Raw genomic sequence first — 24,041 nt, 5'->3', positions numbered from 1 at the left:
TGAACGTACCGCCCGCTACGATATCTGCCGTAGGCGTAAAGGTGAACTCGCCATCAGCACCCGGTGCAGTAACAGCTCCCGTTGCCGAGGTGATACCCGTGATGGCCTGGCCCGCAGATGCAACATCCTGAAGATAAACCGCAGTGCCACCCAAGATGGTCGATGGACCCTGGTTCTCTACGGTAACCGTGTAGGTATAAGCCGTACCGGCAGTAGCCCTCGGAGCATCACCAACTTTGGTGATTGCATCGTCATCGAAACCGTAATCACGGTCGACCGGATAGTCCGGCGTCGTAAACGTACCTTCAGGTGTGCTGTAGTCGCCAGCAGGGTCTTCGCTCCAGATATTAATCGTGTTGTTTACCTCATCTTCTGCAATGTCACCCGCGACATCTGCCGTAACCGTCAGGGTAAACTGTTCGGTTACTTCGATATCTTCATTCGCGGTTACCGTAAAGGAGCCATCGGCAACAACAGTGCCCATCGTGATGTTAGTGGAACCCGCTACGATACCACTGATGGTTTGCCCGGTGGATAACTCGTCCTGCAGATACAGCACCGTACCGCTCAATATCGTCGACGGGCCACCGTTTACGACGGTAACAGTATAATCAAATGCCTCACCAGCAACGGCTACGGCATCCGTACCGTCAGCAGCTATCTTGGTAATGTTGCCGGCTAAGCCGTAATCGCGATTTACCGGTATCGGATCGGTATCGTCTATATCATCCGGCGTATCGGTATCCGGATCCCTATCAGGCCCCCAAACATCGATACCGTTGGCAACCGTTGCCGGCGCATTGGCAGCAACATCGGCCGTAATCGCCAATGTAATGGTTCCGTCTACAGGCACAGCAGCCGTTGTCGTTACCAATGCACCATTGCCCGTTCCAGACACCGTGGCGCCGCCACTGGTCACTGCATAGTTGGTGATCGTCAGTCCCGTGCTCGGGCGCTCATTCAACGGAATAACCTTCCCTAGCGCAATCGGTGCCGGACCATCATTCGTGATGGTCACCGTAAACGTAGTGCTCTCGCCAGCAGTTACGCCAAGTGGTTCGTCAGCAACTTTCGTGATACTTAAGTTGTTCGGTATAATAAATGTCACCTCCGCCGGGCTTCCTTCGGTAATCACCATGCCCTCTACCGTAGCGGTAATCGAAGCGACTCCCGCCATCGTACTGGTGATCTGTAAGACCGCCTCTCCACTCGCATCGGTGTTAACGGTTTCGGTAGTCACCGTTCCATCCACGTGTGTGATGGTAAATTCTACCGCCTTATTCGCTACACTTCCCCCGCCTGCATCAATAATCGTGGCTGTAACTTCATTGAAGTCGACACCATCTGCAAGCGCACCATCTTTCGTAACCACCAACGAACTCTGCGCGTAAGACACACAGATTGGCGCCACATGATAGATGCTGACCGGCGGCGCTACACCCACCGCGAGCAGGCCGGAAAGTCTGATTGCGATTTCGTCGATGGGTTGGTCGACAGCAATGGTAACGTCTTCTGGTGTACTGGCATTTAATATGGTTTCAACATTTGCCTCGATGAATGCACTATTGAAATCTTTTGCCACCACCTCTTGGCCATCTAAGTAATACACGATCTCCAACGCTTCCAATATCGCGGCATTCAATGTTCCCCCACCCACGGTCATCCGCAAAAGGATTTCATCACCTACTGCCAGGTCGCGATCGAATTTGATGTTTTGTTTGATGGTACCGTTTACACCCAATGTACCCAAACTCAACGTCGAGGCACTTGACGTATTTTGGTCAATTGCCCAGAACGCGTTCTGTACCCCTGCGCCACCAAGGTTTAGTGCATCAAGATTCAGTCCGCTACCTTCATAGGAGGTAGAGAATGCTGCCGCACACTCAAACGTAGTCGGCGTGTGGCACATTCCGTATACATCAAGGTGTCCTTCAGATGATAAAAGTCCCAATAAAGCCGTGGTATGATCTTCGAGTCTTATTGATTGATAATCGACTGTCGGTGTAATTTCCAAATAATACCGACCTTTTGTATCCTGAACCAATCGGATTTGGCCAGCTGCATCAGCGAAGAGATTCTGGCTGCTTCCCGTACCATTCGTTATCTCGGTACCGCTACCATCCCGAATAATCACGTTGAAATAGTGGTCCCCCAAAGCAACACCATTGAGCACACCATTCACAAGCCCGCCTATCGAACCGGCAAGCAATGACTTCAATATCTCCTCTTCATACCCGATACGGATATAAGACGACGTACCTGCGGGCACAACCGCACCAAAACCTAATTCCAGATGTCCGGAATAGGCACTAATACCTAAAACCAAACCAGCATCCGAACGGATGGTTGCGTAGCTGTTATGATTACCATCGGTCAGGTTCTGGATATCATCCACATTTTCAGCGTCTCCAATCACATCCGCACACACCTCAAACGGAGGCGTCTCAAAATCCGGATCAGGGCAAGCATCGGATATCCGGTATACATTGTATAAGCGTACAGGACTTGCTATCCCTACGCCAACTAACGATGCCACCTCAAAGCGGATACGGTCATAAGTGACACCTGCACCTGGCTCCAGCTCCACATTGATCCGCCCACCTGAATTAAGCAATCCGAGTAAGTCTAATTCAGGAATTAATGAATTTTCCAGCGTAATCGGCAAACCAACCGGCTGATCGCCGTTGAATAGGTAAACCGTATATCCGCCTAGGAGATCTACGTTTGCCAACGCTTGCGGCACTTGCATACGCAGCCTTATTTTATCCGTGGCGGTTGTAGTTACCTTTGTTTTGAAATAAATATCCTGATGTAAAGAGGCTGCAACACCAACACCAACGGCACCCAACGTAATTTCGGAGTAGTTAGAATTATTATCATCAATCGCATATTGCGGGTTGATGACGCCAGCAGGATTAGCACCTTCGAATAGGTTTACACTCAAGCCCGTACCGTCAAACGTCGTAAATGCTCCCTGCTCACACGGATCGAAGACCGTCTCGCGGCACATGCTGTACACATTCATCGACGTGACGGCGTCTAATCCAGCTATAGCGGTATTTTTCAACGTAATCCGTACCGATTGATAAGGCACGTCGGCTGTATAGGCGATGTAAGTACGTCCAAATTTGTCACGAACAATGCGAACATTGGCTCCGGTAAACCCTCCAGCACTTGAGGCATCGCCGATGGTTGTGATCGGAGTCCCCACAGCATCCCGAACCTCCAACTCGAAAAAGTGGTTGCCCAACAGTACGATATCACCAACATCCGCTAATAAATTACCTAAAGTACCACCCATGAGTGCATCGAGTAATCCGTTATCGGCCATATCGATGCGGATATAAGAAGTTTCCAATGCTGGAACCGGCTGATCATACCCCAATTCAATGAAACCATCATATGCACCAGCACCCAATACCACACCGGAACCGGCCGATAACGTGGCATACGTATCGATGTCGCCGTCGATGGCGTTGTAAGCGAAGTTGACGTTTTCGAACTCCCCGAGTTCAACACCGCAGTCCGGTCCGTTAAAAGGCGACTCCGTATCCGGGGGATTCGGCAAGGGGTTCGGGTCAGGACAGTCCGCGCTAAAGCGTTTAACACTATATAACCGTATCGGCTGCGTTAATGCATTCACATCAACCAATGTATTCACACCGACAGCGATGCGATCAAATGCCACACCAGGGCCGATTGGAATGGTTACCTCACCATCGGCGCTTAGCAAACCAAGAATGTCCAGCCCTGCTACCAGACCGTTCTGCAGCCGTTGCGAATACACCGGGTTAGGGTCGTTACCGTTATATGCACGAATCTCAACATTGTTCAACAGTTCTACACTGAGCAGGCTACTGTTTTCAAAACCGATCTTAACTTTGAAATAATCGGCAGGCGATGACGACGTATGGAAATCTACAAACTGGAAAGAACTTGCAACGATCGCCGCAGCACCGGTACCGATTTCAGAATACGTATTGTCATCTTCTACAGAAAGTGCATCATCATCAATCGCTAAATGTGCGTTGGTCACACCTGCAGATCCTACGCTCAATAGATCAAGACTAATCCCTTCCGATTCTGAGTACGTCGCGAATGGTTGCTCGCAGAGGTCAGCACCGGTAGAAAAGCAGGCATGATAAACATTCATATGCTCAATCGTTCCAGCCCCTACTAATGCGGAAAGATGCTCCGTTATTCGAATACTTTCAAAAGGATCATCTGACGTGACGGCAACATAATAATGTCCATTCTTATCCTGTACAATTTTGACTTCGCCAATTCCCGTTCCCAATGCGTCATTGAAGCCACTGTTGCTGGATCTTTCAAGGACCGTTGTGGCACCATTTTTCGCTTCTACGGTAAAGTAATGATTGCCAAGTAACACCCCGTCCACAACCCCACCCAAAAGTTCGCCTACGCTACCATCCAACAAGCTGCCTAACTGCTGCTCATCAAAGTCGATTCGTACATATACTGTCCTATCTGCGGCAACAGGCGCATTAAAGCCAAGCTCAACGTGGCCCGAATAAGCTTCTCCGAGCACGCCACCTAGTAAGATACCCGAACTCGCCTCCAAGGTCGTATACGTGTCGTTATTCCCATCTACAGCATTGTAAGGAAAGTTGGCGTGTTCAAAAGATAACACCTCAGCCGCACAATCTTTTTGGATCAGCATCGGATCCGTTGGTGTAATAACAATGGGATCCGGATCCGGGCAACCCGTGCCGTAGCGTTCCACGCGGTACAGCTGGATCGGCGAATTTGCCAGAACGCTCAAGGATATCAGTGAGTTGTAGCCGACAGCCACACGATCGAACTCCACACCTGGGCCAAAAGGCAGCGTAACGGGGTCACCCGACTGAAGCAGCCCCAATAGATCCAAGCCATTTACTAAACCTCCCTGCAATTTTTTACTGAACACCAATTCAGCGCCATTATAGGCTCTAATCTCAATATTTCCGATAAGATCGGCAGTTAACGCGCCGCCGTTTTCGATTGCTAGTGTTACTTTGAAATAGTCCTCTTTGGCAGATACCGTGTTAAAATACACCGTTTGGAACATGGAGGCACCGATGCCTGCTGTGCCAATGGCAATCTCCGAATAATTATCCGGATCGCTGTCTATCGCGAATTGTGGATTCGTAACGCCGGCACCACCTAAACCTAATAAATCAACGGTAAGGCCTGTTCCGTCGAAAGATGTACCGAATGCGGGGGCACAGGGGGGCTCATTTTCCACATAGTAGGCACCATAAACATCGATGTCATTGGCGGCTATCAAACCGGGAGAAGTCCTATCTGTTATTCGAATACGACTATACGGTTGATCAGGTGTAATGGCAAGAAAAAATTGTCCCTGTGCATTCTGCACCACCCGTATGCGACCATTCGCACCATCAAAACTATCCTCACTAGTACCTGATAACACAGAGGTACCAGTTGTGTTTTTCGCATCAACCTCGAACGAGTGATTTCCCAATAATACCCCCACCACATCATCCAGAAGAGTTCCCAACGAACCGCCTAACAATGCATTTAATAAGCCCGCATCATCTACGCCTATTCTAATATAAGATGTCGTGTTCGCAGGTAACGTTTCATCGAAATCTTGCTCGATGTGTCCTGGAGTTGTACCAACGATTAGAACAGTGCTAGAATTTACCGTTGCAAACGTGTTCTCAGTGGCACTGCCCTGTCCGACCAACACGTTGTTTGGATTGTCGACATTGCTTTGAGATTCAATGCTTTTCACAAACACTTTATCCTGTCCATACACCGTCCCCATCAAACCTGGGGCAAGCAACAATAAAGGAACGGCTAGGTAAGTACAAAGGAAACGTAAAAAAGAAGATTTCTGATAAGTAGATGATGCTTCCATTAGCTATGGGATTTATAATCGTAAATGTTTTTCAAATCGAATAATTTGTGTCAAATGTGTTTCCACATTATTCGTAATTCCAGCTGTAAAGCCAGCTGGCACTTGTTTTTCATAAGGTGATGAAGCCGGCGCTGGTAGACAAACCGTCTCATCTTGTTGTTGCTTTAATGGTAAACATTCCCGCTCGGAAACGCCGTCCAGCAAAAACGGTATGGTTATTGCATTTATTTACCCGGTAGATGTTTTTGACACTTCTGAAGGGCGTCCCGCTCTTTGGAAGTGTCTATTTAAATTCAATCAATCGCGTAACCAACCGCTTTCGCGCAAAGATAACTTGGCCGTCATTTCGAATCATTGTTCACTATATTCATTTTATTCAAATCTGTTCATTTCATTCACCTATTATCTATCATTACTTATACCTCATAAATATTTCTAAATTTGCTAGAGGCGAACACTAAAAATTGATGTTCGGGCATATTGAAAGGGGTATCCCGCCAAAAAGCAGGGACAGATGGTTAAAAATTCATTCCGACACAAATGGGCCGCTGGGTTGCTCCCGTGTTCAAGATATTCACGAAATAGTTCGCTAGCAGCGGAAAATATCATAACTTTGAGACCGGAGATAGCGGTCTGCGTTAAAAATCAGTGGATTCCGATTTAGCATACAACCAGGCAACTAAACAGCACACACTATGAAAAAAAGAAACCTAAGTAGTAGACTGGCAACCGATTCATCTTAAAAATCACCAATCTACACGTATTAAGATTGGAATCCGCCAATTGATAAGGCTATTGTTTTAAACATCTACCCCTGTATGAAAACATATCTACAAGCTTATTTCGATAAGCTCAAGTTACTCGTTTTACGAAAATCACAGATTACGCAACTGGTTCCGGCCGATTGTTACAGACTGGCATTGGAAATTAAAGCGGTGACCAACAAAAGCGTAAGTGAAACCACCCTTAAACGCGTATTCGGTTTCGCTTCTTCCATACACCAACCTTCTATTTATACGCTCAACGCGCTGGCCGAATACTGCGACTTTGATTGCTGGGACAGCTTCTACATGCACGTAGAGCAGGATAAATTACAGACAGCCCAACAGCGAACATGGGGAGAAGTCTCGTTGCGTGCAACAAAGATCAGCCTGTTCAATATTCAGAGCAACAAGCACAAGTGCGGCATTCCCTATCACCTGACTATCGACCGCGAACACATGTCCAATTTTATGGAGCATTTTGAACGCAGCGGAGCTACCACCGGTATCCTCAGTGGTCCAACGGGCTATGGCAAAACTGTGGCCGTGTCTCGTTGGGTGGAGAAACAAATCAGTCAGAGCCATGCAGGTTGCGACAATGACATCTACCTGTTTACCAATAGCCTGTCGTTGTTGCAGGGTACAGCTTTCGGCTATCATTGCAATCGATGGCTAGCTCACTTGCTTGGTTTTGAAAACAGTGAAATCCTGGATACGTTCATCGAAGATCACCGAAACCAAGCCCCTGGCAATTTCTGCCTTATTATTGATGAATTGCATAGCGATTTGATCGCCGATAGGCAATTTTATACCGTCATCAGTCAATTCATCGAAATGGTACGTCATTTTGCACAATACGACTGGTTCCGGATTGTTTTGGTGTTGCGCACGGTTACCCTGTTGAAATATGAAGGCTTGTTCAAAGACACGATTATCAATCCAGAATGGTTTTCGATATTAAGTGGCGAATCCGGCAACGAATCAGCCAATATGGCTGCATTTTCAAGTGCAGAAATGCACCAGCTTATCCAAAATGTCAATGGCAAGATCAAACCATATCAACCATTTAGGAACCAAAACAAGCAACTTATCCACATCCCCTTGTTTTTCCAGTATTATTATGAATTAGTAGGCGAGCGGGTGAATCCTAATCAGGTGACATCGTTCGACGAGTACCTCATTGTTGCCCAATATTTAAAAAAGAAGGTATTCAATGGTGTCAACACCTTGGCCAAACAGGCCCTCATGGAAGAACTTTCACCACTGATCGAACAGGATAATGGCTCGCTGCAAATTAGTAAGCGGCAAGCGTATGCCATCATCAAACAATACCGCATCGCATACAACGACCTTCTTTATACCGGTATACTCTATGAAACGAATAGCGGATTCGAAGTAAGACAACAAACCGTCATCCAATTTCAGTCGGACATCATTGCCGCCTACTTCTTGGCGCTACAATTATTCAATGGTCACAATGAAATGGAACAGCTCATCGACACGTTGAACCAATCAACCGTCAGTGGCAAAGCCAAAACCGAGCAACTAAAGTGGTTGCTTTTATTTTATATCGAATCGGGAGACCTGCGGCTGGTCAACCTATTCGAAAACATTCCGTTTATCAGGGAAGACCGGTTTGACGTCACGGCGTTTATATGCGATGGACTTCATAAGCTGAGCAAAGATATCCACACCGACATCAAGGCAACGTTAAACCACGGGCTCCAAAACAGTCGATTTTTGGACTACATACTCAATTACAGCTGCTTCCAGGCCGAATACGAGCCTAATCTTGAAAAATTACTTGTCTTTGAGTTATCGGAAACACATGAAATAATCCTGCGCAGCAAACTTGCGGTCATCGCTTTGTTAAAGTGGGAGGAAGATGCGCTACTCAAGCAACTCGAAATACTTGCCGTCATACCGCCCGATGCCTATGCATCTTTCACGGTCAACCCGTTCTTGTTAGTTTCCTACCTCTACCAATACTTTAAAGGTGGGGGTATCAATCAGGAGATTGCCCGCGAGATAGGTGCACTGCCTTATCGTCTGCCAATAGCAACAAAGCAGGCGTCCATGCAATTCATCGACATATTGCTCTACTTATTTGTTAAAGTGTCCGGCAATGTTGCAGTTGCCCGATATTACCATGATACCTTAACCCAGCGGTTGGAACAAACAAATCCGGCAAACGGGTTCCAGATGGACTTCACCATGCTTACCAAAGCGCTCTACTTACTGGAGTGCGGTGACGTGGAAACCGCTAAAGCCTATGTGGAAAAGACGTCACCGCTCGCGCTGAACAACCTGACTTTCCGGCTGCTTCACAACATCTTCTACCTGCAAATCGAAAAAGTCAAGCGCGGCCAGGACTATGTGGCTCTTGGACATCGGGCACTTGCCTTATGTGAAGCACAAGGCCTCAAACTTGTGGAAGCCTATTGTCGTCTCCTTATTTTGGAACGAGCTCCGAAAGAGGAACAGTTGCAACACGTCAACAACCTCAAATTCCAATTTGCTGCCTTCGGTTATACCGCAGGATTGGGGGCACTGTCAAAGAAATACGGATAATCGAGTCCGCTGCAGTCAGTGAACCAACGGGTTTGTCAGCAACTCAATAGGGGATGTTTAGCTTTCTAAATACAAAATGCCAAAGCCAGAGCGGACCCATTACCAAAAACCGCAAGAAGCTACGGAAAGGGACAGCATGCTTTTCCATACCCTTTCCGATGTATAGTACCAGTAGAGACGTCATAAGCAAACAGGCACATACTACCCAAACTGCGGGGCCGCCACCCTGCTCTACATACTCCAACTGCACGATAAAAAAACTGAATACACCCACCGTAAGCAGCATCGCATAGGATAACGTGGGCGCCAATCGAAGGTAATAGTAAACCATGCCCGCAATGAAGAAGGACCCCCAATTGACGAAGGTGTCATACCCATGTTTTTTCAAGAAAGCTAGCTCGGGGAACGGCACCATCCATACCAATCCCAATACAGCAAAAGTAAAAACCGGGAGCGCTATCCATTGGATCACTCGGTTTATGGGATGTTGATAGTGTTGATCGAAAGTCTCAAAACAACGATCAACCTCCCGCTTCGGCACCTCCTTTATCTGCTTTCGCTTTTGGCTTCCAGATTTACGACTCATCAGATTTACTTCGCGTAGGAAACCGACCGCGTTTCGCGGATCACTGTCACTTTAATCTGTCCCGGATAGGTCATTTCGGTCTGGATACGGGTAGAAATATCGGCCGCAAGCAGTTCCGCTTGCGCATCCGACACCCGCTCGCTTGCTACGACCACCCGTAGTTCGCGCCCTGCTTGAATAGCGAAAGTCTTTTCTACGCCGGGGTACGACAACGCCAGTTCCTCCAATTCCTTGAGTCTTTTGATGTAGTTTTCGACCACTTCCCGCCGCGCTCCGGGTCGTGCACCCGAGATAGCGTCACAAGCCTGCACGACTGGCGAAATCATCGAGGTCATCTCAATTTCATCGTGGTGCGCCCCTATGGCATTGCATACTTCGGGATGCTCTTTATATTTCTCTGCGAGCTGCATCCCGAGGATTGCGTGCGGCAATTCGGGATTGTCGTCCGGCACTTTGCCAATGTCATGCAGTAGGCCTGCCCGCTTGGCCAACTTTACATTCAGGCCCAACTCAGACGCCATGGTGGCGCTGAAATTGGCCACTTCCCGCGAGTGCTGCAGCAGGTTTTGGCCATAGGATGAACGGTAACGCATCCGGCCAACCATACGGATCAGTTCGGGGTGAAGCCCATGTATCCCTAAGTCGATTACCGTCCGCTCGCCGATCTCTACAATCTCATCTTCAATCTGGTTTTTGGTTTTTGCCACCACCTCCTCAATACGTGCCGGGTGAATCCGGCCATCCGTCACCAACCGGTGCAGGGCCAGCCGGGCAATTTCCCTGCGCACAGGATCAAACCCCGAGAGGATAATGGCTTCCGGTGTGTCGTCAACGATGATTTCTACGCCCGTCGCTGCTTCCAACGCACGGATATTCCGGCCCTCCCTACCGATGATACGGCCCTTTATTTCGTCATTTTCGATATTGAAGATGGATACCGTATTTTCGATAGCACTCTCAGTAGCTGTACGTTGTATCGTCTGTATGACCACCTTTTTGGCTTCCTTGGTAGCCGTCAGCTTGGCCTCGTCTACAATGTCTTTGATTTGGATAATGGCTTTGGAACGGGCTTCCTCTTTTAGATTCTCTATAAGTTGCGCTCTTGCTTCATCCGCCGAAAGTCCTGCTATGGTTTCCAATTGCTTGATATGCTGAGACTTGAGCTGCTCTACCTCTTCCTGTTTCTTTTCATTGATTTCAGTAAGACGATCCAGGTTCTTACGTGTGCCTTCCAACTCCTGTTTCTCGCGATTCAAGCTTTCCAACTTCTGATTGAGCGACTGCTCCTTTTGCCGGATACCGTTTTCACGTTGGTTTAGTGCGTTGTTCTTTTGATTCGTCTCCTTCTCGTGTTCAGCTTTTAGTTGTAGGAATTTCTCTTTGGCTTCCAATTGCCGTTGTTTCTTCAGATGTTCGCCGGTCTGTTCTGCTTCTTTCAGAATCTTTTTCGCTTTACTTTGGGCAGCCACCTCCTGTTTCTTAAATAAAAACCGCAGTGCGAAGCGGCCAATGACCACCCCCACTGCAAAAGCTATAATGATGTATATGATATCCATTGTTTATGTGTTTATGTGTCTATTCGCTTATTTGTCCGTATTGCTGTTTACTATTCGCTTATTTACTCCTTACTCCTTTGCGCATTATCCGTATTCCGGGTTCGCGTCGCTCATCGGGTTATCACGCCATTCCTTCTGCAAAGCGCATAAAAAAACCGCAATTAAATTAATCAGGTCTCATGTATTATAAACTTCCTTACACAACTTTAGCGTATTGATCATGACCAGATGGCATCAGCAAAATGGCCTACATCTCGATTACGCTTTGTGATATTGAAGCGTTAAGTTTAAAATAGTGAAACCCGAATTTAACTGCGGTAAATTCGTCTTTTAAGCTCTAATTAATAAGAACGTTATTTGTTAAAAAATTCAGTCAACATGCCTTCCAACTCATTCACCACTTTCACAACCCCTGCTTCATCGGTACTCGATTTCCCTTCCGCCTTCAACATACCCGTCGCATAATGAAGTACACACATCGATAACAAGTCTTGTTTATCCCTTACCGCATAATTCTCCTGAAATTCCTTAATCCTGTCGTTTATCAATTTGGCCGCTCGCCGGATAACCTCCTCCTCCGCCATATCCACTCGCAAAGGGTAAATCCGGTCTGCGATGTTTATTTTTATGGAAATTTCTCCCATGTTTGAGCTAATTCACTATGTCTCATTCGTCCGCCCATTACCTGAGCAATTCAATACACTTATCTATTTCCCGCACAAAATCGTTAATTTTTTGCTTTGTGTCAAGTATTTTTTCATTTATCCCCACCTTATCCACCTTCCCATCGTCCAAAGAACGCGCTACGGCAAGTGCTTTGACCTTTTCGTCCAACTGTTTGTTCTTGCTACTGCTCGTTTCAATTGCCACTTGCAGCGACTGCACTTCCAGCTTCAACAGGTCATTTTCCTCCTGCAAAGATACGCATAAATCCAGTAATTTACGCGTATTCTCGACCACACTTCCCAATTGTACCGCTAATGATGACATCGCTCGCTTTTCACCTTTGTTTATTTGCTATTGCCGTTTCTTTATTCGCGAATCAACGATAGGTGAATCCGCAAACTGCAAAAATAATGCATCAGCTTCGCACTTCCGCTCCCACTTCTTTTTCAAAATTATGAATTAATTTTTTAACTATCGCATCAATTTGATTATCGTTGAGTGTTTTCTCTTCATCTTGTAACACGAAGTAGAGCGCATAAGATTTCTTACCCGCTGGCAGTTTATCACCTTTGTAGACGTCAAACACATTAACCTGTTTGAGCAGCTTACGCTCGGTCTTTTCTGCGATGCCCTTCAATACGCCGAAATTCACGTCTGCATCGATCAATAGCGAAAGGTCTCTCCGTACAGCAGGGAACTTGGACACTTCCTGGTACGTGATTTTGTTTTTACGGATTGCCTTGAGTATCGCCGCCCAATCAAAGTCGGCATAGAATACCTCACCGGCCAGGTCCGCTTTAACCAAAGCGGATTTGCTTACTGCACCGAATGAAACCATTGCCTTCCCTGCCCTTTCGTAGGTCAAGCCATATTGGTAATGCAGCTCGGGGGCATCAACCACCTGTAAGCCGGTCACATTCAATCGCCTTAAAATAGCATCTACGGCGGCTTTTATATCGTAAAATGACACCGATTTATCCCGGTGGTTCCATTGTTCGGGCAACTGCCCGCCCGTGATGGCCAATGCGAGGCGCTGCTTTTCAACATAACTTCCTTCCCCGAGTTGGTAGGTGTTTCCAAATTCAAAAAATTTCAGATCCTGTTGCTTACGTTTCTGGTTGTAGGCCATCGCCCCCAAAATGGAGTACAACAGGTTCTGCCGCATCGTATCCAAGTCGGCACTCAGCGGATTTAAAATGCGTACTGCCAGATCGGGATTGTCCGTATAGTCCAGTTTCGTCAACGAATTAGACAGAATTTCACGGAATCCGTTGCCAATCAACAAATCCGCGACCTGATCCTGCACCACCTCTTTATCCGGCTTGGATGATGTATGGAGTGAGGCCTTGATCTGCCTTTTGATTTCAATATTGTTATAACCGTAAATCCGGAGCACTTCTTCGATGACATCCACTTCGCGGGTCACATCTACTTTATGCGGCGGGACCTGTACCGTCAACACACCGCTGGCCTCTCCAAGTACCGCTATGCCCAATGCCTCGATAATCGCCTTTATTTCGGAATCGGGAATGGTCTTGCCGATAACCCGACGAACCTCGGCGTACCGCACATCAAAAGTAAATGGTAATATCGGCCGCGGGTACACGTCAGACACCGATGTCGAGATATGTCCACCGGCAATTTGCGTGATCAGTAACGCCGCCCTTTTCAATGCCAACACCGTCATATCAGGGTCTGTACCCCGTTCGAAACGAAACGAAGCATCTGTTTTAAGGCCGTGCCGTTTGGATGTTTTCCGTACGAAAACAGGGTGAAAATAAGCACTTTCCAGAAATACACGTGTTGTCCTTTCGGTCACGCCGGAATGCATCCCACCGAATACCCCGGCAATGCACAGCGGCTTTTCGGCATCGCAGATCATCAGGTCTTCACGGTGTAGCTTGCGTTCCACGCCGTCCAACGTAACAAACAACTCGTCGGGTTCGGCCTGGCGAACCACTACTTGCCCACCGGCCAGCGTATCCGCGTCAAAGGCATGTAGCGGTTGCCCCAACTCATGCAACACGTAATTGGTTACATCCACCACACTGTTGATCGGACGGACGCCAATGGCTTGCAACCGGCCCTTCAACCAATCGGGAGATTCCGACACGGTTATACCATCGATTGTTAACGAACTGTACCGTGGACAGGCTTCGGAATCGGTCACCGTGACCGGCAACGCCGGATCATTACCGGCTACGAAACCCTCAACATCTGGCATTAGGTATCCGCTTCGCAGCCAAGCGGCAATATCCCGGGCTACACCCAGGTGTGAGGCCGCATCGGCACGGTTGGGCGTCAGGCCGATTTCGAAAACGTAATCATCTTGTATGCCTAAATAGATTTTTGCAGGCACACCTATCGGCGCATCGGCTGCCAGTACCATGATGCCATCGTGTGAAATGCCAAGCCCAATTTCATCCTCGGCACAGATCATGCCCTCAGAAACTTCTCCCCGGATTTTGGATTTATTGATTTTGAAAGGTTCACCACCGATGGGATGCACCGTTGTGCCTACAATAGCTACCACGACACGCTGGCCCACCGCCACATTAGGGGCCCCGCAAACAATATGCAGGGGTGCCTCCCCCCCGATGTCGACAGTGGTTACCCGCAGACGGTCGGCATTGGGATGCTGTTCACAGGTTTTCACTTCACCGATAACCAGTCCTTCGAGCCCCCCGGGTATATGTTGAACCACATCCAACGATTCCACTTCCAGCCCGATATCGGTAAGGATACCCGACAATTCTTCCGGTGTTTTATTTGTCTGTATAAAATCTTTAAGCCAATGATATGATATGTTCATCCTGATTCGGGAATTTGTGCAAAGATAGCATTTTTGCGGATTTGCTGTTTATTCCCTCACAGCATTCCACTATCCCGAAAACTATAATATCCCGCATTTGTAAAGATGACATGATCATTGATGGTAAAGTCGAACAGCTTAGCGGCCTCCGTCAGCTTATTGGTTAATTGCACATCCATTGTGCTGGGCTTGATGGAACCCGATGGGTGATTGTGTGTAAGCACAATGCTGGTAGCCCCGCATTCCAGCGCCAAACGCAGTACCTGTTTAACATCCACCGGTGTAAAATCGTTCCCCCCTTTACCGATAAGCTGCTTGCCAACCAACTTGCACCCACTAGCCAGGTACAATACCCAAAATTCTTCGTGGAGGAGATCTTGGTAGAGGTGCTCCATGTATTCATGTACCCGTTTGCTGCTATTGAGTATGGGCCGTTGTTCCTCTTTTTGGTCTTTCCTCCGCCTGCCTAATTCGAGTGCGGCAATAATACTAATCGCTTTAGCATCACCGATTCCCTTATAACGGCACAATTCGGACACCGACAGCCGCGACAGATCGTGCAGGTCATTCCCGCGGTCATACAGGATACGCTTGCAAAGTTCCAAGGCTGATTCCTCACGCGACCCGCTACCAATCAAGATGGCTAATAATTCTGCGTCAGTAAGGGCTCTTCGACCCTGTTCCAATAATTTTTCACGCGGACGATCGGCCTGGGCCCACGATTTGATCGTTACTCGTAATAGGTTATCCATAGGTGTATATTAATGGTTATTGTATCGTAATCAAAGGTATGAAAAGTCATCCGGGATTTCAATTATTTTACTACATTTTTTAGCTAAAATTATTTTTTAAACCGCCCTGCCTCTGCGGATTCGGAAACCTAGGCTTGATACCGTTGCCTTTCTGTGTTCGCCCTATGGCATCCCCATCTAAAATACCTATCTTTGTTGTCCAATTTTTAACAATAATGAGTAAAGCAATTATCAAGACTGAAAAAGGCGATTTAACGGTACAATTTTACGACGCGGATGCTCCGGGCACCGTAGCTAACTTTTTGAAACTGGCTAAATCGGGCTACTACGACGGGGTAACCTTTCATCGGGTAATACCTGACTTCGTGATCCAAGGTGGCGACCCTACCGGCACTGGTGCTGGCGGACCCGGCTATTCCATCAAATGCGAATTGGACGGCGACAATCAATATCATGATAGGGGGGTACTTTCCATGGCCCATCGCGGACGTGATACCGGGGGATCACAGTTCTTTATATGTCATAGCCGCACAAACACCGCACATCTCGACAGAAACCACACGTGTTTCGGCAAGGTTGTGGAAAATCTGGATCTCGTCGACGAGATCCGTCAGGGCGATAAAATTCTGGGAATCGATATCATCGAAGAGGAGACGGCATAATGAACTTAAAGGCACTCGTATCCGTGACCGGCAAACCCGGTTTGTTTAAGTTGATCGGACAAAACAAAGGTGGCTTTATCCTGGAAAGCCTGGATGAGCAAAAGGTGAAATCCGTGGTAAACTTAGCAACGACCAAGCTCGCCACGCTCGAAGACATCACCGTCTATGGCAACGATGAGGACCTTAAGCTTACCGACATCCTTGGGCGCATGAAAACCAGCGCGCAGGTCGTCGACGCGAAATCAGACGGAAAAACCTTACGGGAATTTTTCCGGGAGGTGGCGCCCGATCACGACGAGGAGCGGGTATACAGCTCCGACATCAAAAAAATCATCAATTGGTACGGCATCATCAAAGCGTTACCGCTTTTCGATGAAGAGCCTTCAGCGACAACTGACGAGCAGTAGGCAATACGATATAGCTGCTTCGGTCTCGAATGCAGCTATATCTCAACCCCGTCAAAGCAAGAAGATGATAGCTGCCATAATCGCCAAGCCAATGACGACCATAAGCCAGAACATCCTGCTTTCGCTGGTAGTATCTGCGCCCTTATAGTGATATTTCCGTTTATGTTGAAGCATAATATAACAAATATACAATTTTCTGTCCGTATTGTTTGGATGCGAAAATAGCACGATTTCCATATACTCATTCGTGATGGTAAGGCTCTCGCTTCAGGATACTGAAAGCCCGATATAACTGCTCTACGAAAAACAAACGGACCATCTGGTGAGAAAACGTCAATTTGGATAGCGATATTTTCCCGTTTGCACGTTGATAGAGCGCGTCATCAAAACCGTACGGGCCACCCACTACAAACACCAACTGCTGCACACTTCCCACCATCAACTTATTGAGGTATGCAGCGAATTCCACAGAACGGTACTCCTTCCCTTTTTCATCCAGCAGTATCACCTGATCACTGGGCGAAAGTTGTCTCATGATCGCTTCACCCTCTTTCACCTTCTGCTGACCCGTACTTAAATGCTTGGTATTTTTCACATCCGGGATGGTCACCATCGTGAACGGGATGTAATGTTTCAGCCGTTGCTGAAATTTATCGATAAGCGCGGTATAGTAAGCGTCATCCGTCTTCCCTACACACAATAAGGTTATCCGCATCATGCAAATCAACGGAAAAATTAGAATTAATCAAAAACAGGGTGATTCTGACCACTTTGGCACTGCTTTTGATTTTCTTATCGCCTTATTAGCTGATATTCAAATTTACTAATCATGAAAAAACAACTATCACTACTGATGGTGGTCATCGCCTTATCCGTAGGTACACAACTAGATGCACAGGGGCAAGAAGCCGTTACGGATACCACCTGGCGGGTTTCCGGCGAAAACACGCTGCTGCTCAATCAAAGTTCGTTTTCCAATTGGGCAGCTGGGGGGATCAACTCCTTCGCCGCCAACCTGATTTTCAACTACGACTTCAACTACAAGAAAGATAAATGGAGCTGGGACAACAAAGTCATTGCCGCTTATGGGCTTACCAAACAGAAATCCATCGGCTGGCGAAAAAATGACGACCGACTGGTACTGAACAGCTTGTTGGGTTACCAGGCCGCAGAGCGGTGGCTTTATACCTTTTACATGAATTTCAATACGCAATTTGCGGATGGATTCCAGTATGACGGTGACAATAACAGCACGCTGATTTCGACGGCATTCGCCCCGGCCTACCTGAGCTTCGGCCCTGGTTTTGCCTATAAGGAATCGGATAACTTCCGTTTCAACCTCTCGCCTGCCGCGGCACGGCTTATCTTCGTCACCAACGACGAGCTCTCCAGCCAAGGAGCTTTCGGGGTTGACCCTGGATCAACATCCCGTTTTGAATTCGGTGCGTCGTTTGACGCCTATTACAAGGCAAACCTGATGGAAAATGTCAGTGTGGAAAATATCCTCAAACTGTATTCGAACTATCTCGAAGACCCGCAGAACGTAGACGTGGACTATACGTTCAACCTTTTTATGAAAGTAAATGACTACATTACGGTTAATGGTGGTGTACAGTTGATTTACGACGACAATACGCTCATTCCGCGTCAGGAAGACGGTGTATTCATTCCTGGATCGGAAAGGCCGACCTTACAGGTGAGGCAGGTATTGGGCGCTGGGATTACGTACAAGTTTTAATCGCTTTCGAAAGTCGGGCTATCAACCTATTCCTCTTCCTGCTCGATGATAACGAAAACATCTTCGTTTTCTTTTTTCATCTGGTAGCGCTCCCTGGCTAGCCGTTGCAATTCCTGCGGATTGTTATTCAGGTTTTCGACGGTTTGGGTTACATGTTCGATTTCGGTGGTATAGAAAACTTTCTCGGCTTTCAATGCTTTCAGCTGGCTATAATAACTATACTGGGTAGCCACGTCATGCCGATCAAAAAAAAGCATCCACACTACAAAGGCCACACCACTGATCACGTACTTGTTGCAGATAACAGTTAGGAATCGTTCCATACTTACAAACTTAGGTAAATTTCTATTACATGCAAAATAAATCGCCAGCTTCTAATACCTCGTTCTCAATGCCTCGGTCATAATTCAACCAGCTTATTCCGGCGGCGATTCGGATTCGATGTTCACATTCCGTTTATAACGCACGCTGTTTGGCTCCGTTTTTCGTGAACAGGTACCCGCCAACGGACGCCGCTAACAACAGCAGCACGAGGCTGATTAACTGCGCTTCTGACAACGCAATACCCCATAACTCGAATTTATACGTAACACGTATGAATTCAATCAGAAACCGCTCAATGCTAACCACGAACAGATAAATTACAAACATCATCCCGGGAACTTTGATGTTTTTCCTCATCAACCAGAGCACGCAAAAGATAAGCAGTATCGTCACGGATTCATACAATGAAGTCGGAAATACACCATGAGGCAATATGGAGCAGTAGTTACCCAAACAGCCGGGTATGTATTCGCCCTGATTGAGCACATTGTGCGGAAACCGGAATGACCACGCCCAATGCGGCAGCCATTCTACAGGTTTTTCGTAGCTATTCACGATGCCCCAATCCCCGTCGCCGGAGAGATGGCACCCAATCCGGCCTACGCCGTAAGCCACCAGCATGCCCAACGAGCCAATATCCGCCAGATGTCTCCAATCCATTCCCTTGCGGACACCAATGTAAAAATAACTCGTTGCACCGAAGATAAGTCCACCCCAGAAGGTCAGTCCACCGGAATCCAGCAGTTCCATAAAACCCTGCTCTCCAACCAGTCGGCCATCTTCAAAAATGTTAAAGATCCGGGCGCCAATAAACCCCGTCACCCCTGCCCATAGCAGCATGGTTGGTATGAGATCCCTTGGTCTTAGGGTCCGTGTTTCCATCGGAAGCGTACCCAAGATCAATTTCCGTTGTATAACGAATAGTAACAGGACAACAGACAGCATCAATATCACCCCCGCAGGCCAGCTACCATGGCCTGAAAACAACCAGCTAAGAGGATTGCGACGGAACAGATCGTATTCAAACAGCAATCCCCCGCCTTTAAATCCGATCAGGAAACCGATCAATCCATATCCCAAAAACAACAACAGCTTAAATCGTAAGCCTATTTTGACCCGTTCGTCAAACGCCTTAATAAGCCCCCCTCTTTCCTTGCGATCGAACTCGCTCCGGAATACCAGGCAAGAAAGTATGAATGCGAGGGTTACAAAAAATCCAAACGTAGGTATCGGCCAGGAGAAGTCCGTGCCGAATAAATAGTTGAATAAGGACGAGATCAATGGAAACATGATCGAATCAAAACAGTTGCACGTTGCTGAGTTTGAGGGTTCGGATACCGAAGCGGGGAATATGGGCCGTGATGGCCGTTGCATGGTTTCCTGTGGTCCTGTATTGCGCTTGCTCGGAAACTTCACCGCTTAACTCCACCCATGCTATCTTATCCGTCTTTCCGCCAAATGTAATTTGCCGCTTGGCTTGATCACTTTGCGCATTGAAAAGCCGAATGTAGAGGTCAGCTCCTTTCATTTCCATGGATACCAACTCATACGCATGGTCCTCAATGGAAAAATACGATTGCTGCGCTACGTTATCGGCCCCAGCGTCAACCAAGGTGGCTACCAGCGGCTCGTTTGTGCGTTCACTTCGGGTCCAAATCCGGTCGTCGTCCCATCTATCGGCGTGCGGCAGCAAACTGTACGAGATATCCGTGGGACCCGTTATGGTATAATCCCTGCCCCACAGTCCACGGCCCGAATATTGCAGGGTAAGCGCCAACGGGTGATCGCTTCCGTGCACATAGCTGGTAGTATGATCGGTAAACAGGGCTAAACTAGGGTCTTTACCGTTGCTTCCGAGATCGACCCAGTTTAACAAAATGTTATGCTTGATCTCGTCCCACCGATTGAAATACGTATTTTCCAATTGGCTTTTACTCACATCGAAAGGCGCGTCCTTGTAAATTTGCTGATCGCTAATCGCTGCCGGAAAACAGACCAGCAGTTTATAGCGATCGTCATAAAATGCCTTCCGTGGGTTCTCGGCACTGAATGGAATGCCAGCTTCGCCGATGGCCTCATTGCGCTGCCAATCGATAAATACGCCCATGTTTATTTTTTCTTCGTTTTGCTGAAGCCGGATGGTCTGGGTAAAGGGGTGTTCGCCGATCATCCCATCAATTGCGATTTGAAGCATCAGCGGCCCATGTTCTACCACCCGTATGCGGGCAGGCTGATCGGCACTGGATATAAAGGTCGACTGTTCGCCGAAGTAGCCTTTGAGTTCATTGAAGCGCCATTTGCTGGTAGCGTCTACATACTCCTTGTTGTTGAGCTTCTTGGCAATCAGGCTTTCAATCGCACCGCCCTTTTCTGGATTGATAACTAGGCGGTATAAGTCGCTTTCGAGTACGTATTTACCTTTTTCCTCACGATACGATAGCGCATCGCTTGCGCTTGCTTTTCCTTCGCGGAGGGTATAGGTGGAATAGCCAAAAGAGGGAACGTGCGCCCGGAACAATAGCCAGGTGCTTCCGTCTTCTTTGACCAGCTGTGTGGGATGCACCTTGCCTTGCGGATCGATTACCTCCCAAGACGAACGGACCCAATTCGAAGGCACTTTCACGCGCGCGATCTCGTTGCGGTCGACCGCCAAGGTGTTGAACAACCGAACTGCATTTTGGCCGCTTTTTCCATTCAGGGTTTTCAGCGATCGATCAATAACTACTTGGCTGTTCTGATGGGTCACTCCGGTCCACTCGGTTACGTGATCGGCCCAGGTGCGCCCGCCCTGGAGATTGTTATAAGGTACAATCCAACAATCGTGATGCTGCGAAAGCAGTAGTTTAATCCACCCTTCGTCTATAAGCTTTTCCGGCCACTGCATATTTCCGGCCAAGTACGCAAACACCGCCATTTTCTCAGCTTGTACAATCGTGTTTTCAGCGCCCCGGACTTCCTGCGCGAGGGTATTCATGATTTGACTGCCCCACATCAGGCTGGTCAGCACATCCTCCTGAGTAAAATGCCAATCGTCGGTGGTCGATCCGATGGAATAATTCGCGATATAATCGCGCCAGGTCTTGTAGTGTGTAGGGGTATAACTATCTTGTCCCAACCACGGCCCTTTACCCCATCCACTGCTCCACGCAGCGTCTTGAATACACATGCCTACAGGGTTCTGGATTCCCGCATCGAACGATTTCTTGATATAGTCTTTGCTATTGTACCAGGCAATGCTCTGCCATGTAGAACCCGGCTGGAGGTTTTCGCTTGCGTATCGGGGAACAGTCGTTATGGCGGTTCCATCTGGCCCTATCCAATTCACCAGCTCTCCGCCATAAGCCTTGATATAACCGCCCCACATGGTATTGGGTGTTTTGGTGGATGCATAGTTGAATCCAAACGATTTCAGGATATATGGAAGCGAACTGGTAAAGCAGGGTTCTTCGGCCGAGTAAGTGGTAAATCTCGCAGACGGAAAGTGCTTCCGCAACAGTGCAATGCCATAGGAGAATTGCCTTATGTTACTTTCACCCGAGGTAGCGAAAAGATAACTTTGTGCATAGGTTGGGTTTATATATTCGATCCGTCCGTTAGCGATAGACTGATCTTCAAATAATTGTTTGAATGCTTCATACGCCGTAGGGTCCCGCAGCTTAACGGCGTCCCATGTTTCCGGTTCAACCTCCATGTTGACACGCCAATCGGCATGTTGCTTCAGCATGTTGTTAATAAAGGCGGTTTGTCCTATGGGATAGTGCCCATAGATCCCTCCGTGATAGCCGTCTATAAAATAAGCGTCCTGAGCGAACACCAGATAAGGGATGCTCATGGCGCAAAAAAAGAGTGTTAAAAGAGATTGTTTCTTCATCTGTTTTCGTTTAACGTTTCCTCCCACCTGTCGGTCCGGAATGGTAGCGCTGGAAACCCGGCTTTATTTTCAAGATTAGTCACCGGATAGTTAAAAAAGGCATACCGAACGGACGCGATTTCAGTCACCTTGTCACTTTCTACTACAATGCGTTCTCCGTCGATTAACGCTTCCGCGGGATAAAAAATCCGGTCGCTACCCGCCACATAAAAAAATTTAGGCGGCTGCCCGTCGTTCGTTTGGAGACCGTTCCCCAAGGTTTCTGGCTCAAAGGAAACATACGCCCTTTTGCCATGAAAACTGACGTCGTCCATAACCGGCCCTTGATAGCTAACATCCAACTTATGATATACGCGATTGAGGGCTACGGCGGCCAACCGTTCGCCAACCGGCCTTTTGTTTTTGGGATGTAAATCCTTGGCTTCTCCCACGTCCATGGTACTGACCATATAGGTGTTATTGAGGTCAGCTACCTTTTCCTGCGCTTCCCTGAAATAGGCATCAAACGCTAAAGTCGGATTTTCCTCGTCGTGAAAAAACGGTGCGATCTGAACATAATAAAAAGGCAACTCACCCTGCGAAAAGTCGCTCCGCCAACTGGTGATCATCGTTTGCGTCGCCCGCACGTAACTCGCTCTTTCCAGGTGATTCGCTTCCCCTTGATACCAGATAAACCCTTTAACGGATAGGTTAATGAGCGGATGGACCATGGCATTGTATAACAGATAGGGTCTGATGACCTTTTCAAAAGAAAAACCGCCGTCGATCGGTTCCTTGGATTTCGGGTCGGCAAGGTACGGTTGCAAGTAAACCCGGTTAAGCATCGTGTCGTTCGCTAGATCTTCTTTGGGAATATAGGCCTGAACACCGGATGCGCCAATGCCGGTAAAAACCAGGCCAATGGGAAATTGTAAGCTATCGAGCAGCTTTTTACCGAAGGAATATCCCACTGCACTGAATTCCCTGACCGATTCCGGAGAACAGTTCTGCCATTCGCCGCGGAAGTTTGTTAAAGGCGTTTCGCTAAAATTGAGCGCTACATTCAATAACCGGATATGGGGTTGATCGGCTTTGTAAATAACCTGTTCCGCATCCTTCATCTCTTTGACAGCAAACTGCATATTGGACTGGCCGCTGCATAACCATACATCACCGATTAACAGGTTGGTCAACGCTACCTTTTCGCCGCCTGCTATCACATCCATGCGATGTGGGGTGAAGTCACCTTTCAAGGCTTTCGGTACCGGAATAATCGCCATAAAATCGCCAGTTGTATCCGCATAAACTTCCGTAGAACCCGAAAGCCAGTCTGCGTGGATGACAACTTTCCTACCAGACTCCGCCTTTCCCCAAACCTTGAATGGCTTATTTTGCTGCACAACCATGTTGTTTTGTAAGGCGTCTGATAAACGCAAGCTATCAACAAACGTAGCAAAGCTTTTGGCTGGAAA

16 protein-coding genes are annotated in these 24,041 nt (G+C 47.7%); 4 read left to right on the top strand and 12 right to left on the bottom strand.

Annotated features, from left to right (window positions below):
* Positions 1 to 5,884 (bottom strand): Ig-like domain-containing protein (locus tag IEV98_RS24260; protein ID WP_188508644.1); only part of this gene is annotated, 5,884 nt, incomplete at its 3' end.
* Between the two features lie 818 nt (positions 5,885 to 6,702).
* Here IEV98_RS24260 and IEV98_RS24255 point away from each other — a divergent pair.
* Positions 6,703 to 9,216 (top strand): hypothetical protein, encoded by a 2,514-nt coding sequence (locus tag IEV98_RS24255; RefSeq protein ID WP_188508643.1) that lies wholly within the window; start codon positions 6,703 to 6,705, stop codon positions 9,214 to 9,216.
* Between the two features lie 43 nt (positions 9,217 to 9,259).
* Here IEV98_RS24255 and IEV98_RS24250 read toward each other — a convergent pair whose 3' ends face one another.
* The 6 genes from IEV98_RS24250 to radC all read right to left on the bottom strand — a co-directional run bounded on the left by IEV98_RS24250 (position 9,260) and on the right by radC (position 15,588).
* The gene (locus IEV98_RS24250) at positions 9,260 to 9,802 is read right to left on the bottom strand and encodes a DUF962 domain-containing protein (RefSeq protein ID WP_188508642.1); all 543 of its coding nucleotides are present in this window, start codon (positions 9,800 to 9,802) and stop codon (positions 9,260 to 9,262) included.
* A 5-nt stretch (positions 9,803 to 9,807) separates the two neighbouring features.
* The gene (gene rny, locus IEV98_RS24245; RefSeq protein ID WP_188508641.1) at positions 9,808 to 11,358 is read right to left on the bottom strand and encodes a ribonuclease Y; all 1,551 of its coding nucleotides are present in this window, start codon (positions 11,356 to 11,358) and stop codon (positions 9,808 to 9,810) included.
* A 353-nt stretch (positions 11,359 to 11,711) separates the two neighbouring features.
* On the bottom strand, positions 11,712 to 12,002 hold the full coding sequence (locus IEV98_RS24240; RefSeq protein ID WP_188508640.1) for a cell division protein ZapA: 291 nt from the start codon (positions 12,000 to 12,002) through the stop codon (positions 11,712 to 11,714).
* Positions 12,003 to 12,039: 37 nt separating this feature from the next.
* A complete protein-coding gene (locus IEV98_RS24235; protein WP_188508639.1) occupies positions 12,040 to 12,348 on the bottom strand; it encodes a hypothetical protein in 309 nt (102 codons plus the stop codon).
* Positions 12,349 to 12,439: 91 nt separating this feature from the next.
* The gene (gene pheT / locus IEV98_RS24230; RefSeq protein WP_188508638.1) at positions 12,440 to 14,836 is read right to left on the bottom strand and encodes a phenylalanine--tRNA ligase subunit beta; all 2,397 of its coding nucleotides are present in this window, start codon (positions 14,834 to 14,836) and stop codon (positions 12,440 to 12,442) included.
* A 56-nt stretch (positions 14,837 to 14,892) separates the two neighbouring features.
* Positions 14,893 to 15,588 carry a RadC family protein gene (gene radC / locus IEV98_RS24225; protein WP_188508637.1) on the bottom strand — a complete coding sequence of 232 codons (696 nt, stop codon included), beginning with the start codon at positions 15,586 to 15,588 and terminating at the stop codon, positions 14,893 to 14,895.
* 215 nt (positions 15,589 to 15,803) lie between these two features.
* On the opposite strand from radC, the gene IEV98_RS24220 reads away from it, so the two are divergent.
* Positions 15,804 to 16,250 carry a peptidylprolyl isomerase gene (locus IEV98_RS24220; protein WP_188508636.1) on the top strand — a complete coding sequence of 149 codons (447 nt, stop codon included), beginning with the start codon at positions 15,804 to 15,806 and terminating at the stop codon, positions 16,248 to 16,250.
* Positions 16,250 to 16,657: a DUF5606 family protein gene (locus IEV98_RS24215; RefSeq protein ID WP_188508635.1), complete on the top strand. Its 408-nt coding sequence runs from the start codon at positions 16,250 to 16,252 to the stop codon at positions 16,655 to 16,657. Before IEV98_RS24220 ends, IEV98_RS24215 begins: the two co-directional genes overlap by 1 nt.
* Positions 16,658 to 16,898: 241 nt before the next feature.
* On the opposite strand, the gene rlmH is transcribed toward IEV98_RS24215, so the two are convergent.
* Positions 16,899 to 17,372, bottom strand: a complete 474-nt coding sequence (rlmH, locus tag IEV98_RS24210) for a 23S rRNA (pseudouridine(1915)-N(3))-methyltransferase RlmH (protein ID WP_188508661.1) — start codon at positions 17,370 to 17,372, stop codon at positions 16,899 to 16,901.
* Between the two features lie 114 nt (positions 17,373 to 17,486).
* Here rlmH and IEV98_RS24205 point away from each other — a divergent pair, with 114 nt between their 5' ends.
* Positions 17,487 to 18,395 (top strand): DUF3078 domain-containing protein, encoded by a 909-nt coding sequence (locus IEV98_RS24205; RefSeq protein ID WP_188508634.1) that lies wholly within the window; start codon positions 17,487 to 17,489, stop codon positions 18,393 to 18,395.
* A gap of 26 nt (positions 18,396 to 18,421) precedes the next feature.
* Here the strand turns inward: IEV98_RS24205 and IEV98_RS24200 are convergent, their stop codons facing one another.
* From IEV98_RS24200 to IEV98_RS24185, 4 genes are all read right to left on the bottom strand, one after another.
* Positions 18,422 to 18,718: an FtsB family cell division protein gene (locus IEV98_RS24200; RefSeq protein ID WP_188508633.1), complete on the bottom strand. Its 297-nt coding sequence runs from the start codon at positions 18,716 to 18,718 to the stop codon at positions 18,422 to 18,424.
* A gap of 133 nt (positions 18,719 to 18,851) precedes the next feature.
* Positions 18,852 to 20,009: a prolipoprotein diacylglyceryl transferase gene (locus IEV98_RS24195; protein WP_188508632.1), complete on the bottom strand. Its 1,158-nt coding sequence runs from the start codon at positions 20,007 to 20,009 to the stop codon at positions 18,852 to 18,854.
* Between the two features lie 7 nt (positions 20,010 to 20,016).
* Entirely contained in the window at positions 20,017 to 22,590 is a 2,574-nt protein-coding gene (locus IEV98_RS24190; protein WP_229738955.1) for a glycoside hydrolase family 38 N-terminal domain-containing protein, read from the bottom strand.
* On the bottom strand, positions 22,587 to 23,975 hold the full coding sequence (locus IEV98_RS24185; RefSeq protein WP_229738954.1) for a sialate O-acetylesterase: 1,389 nt from the start codon (positions 23,973 to 23,975) through the stop codon (positions 22,587 to 22,589). Before IEV98_RS24185 ends, IEV98_RS24190 begins: the two co-directional genes overlap by 4 nt.
* Positions 23,976 to 24,041 lie beyond the last annotated feature (66 nt).

This window comes from Parapedobacter pyrenivorans (assembly GCF_014636865.1).
GTDB classification, from domain to species: domain Bacteria; phylum Bacteroidota; class Bacteroidia; order Sphingobacteriales; family Sphingobacteriaceae; genus Parapedobacter; species Parapedobacter pyrenivorans.
Note: the sequence above shows the minus strand (reverse complement) of the source record. Positions and strands in the feature narration are given on the sequence as shown.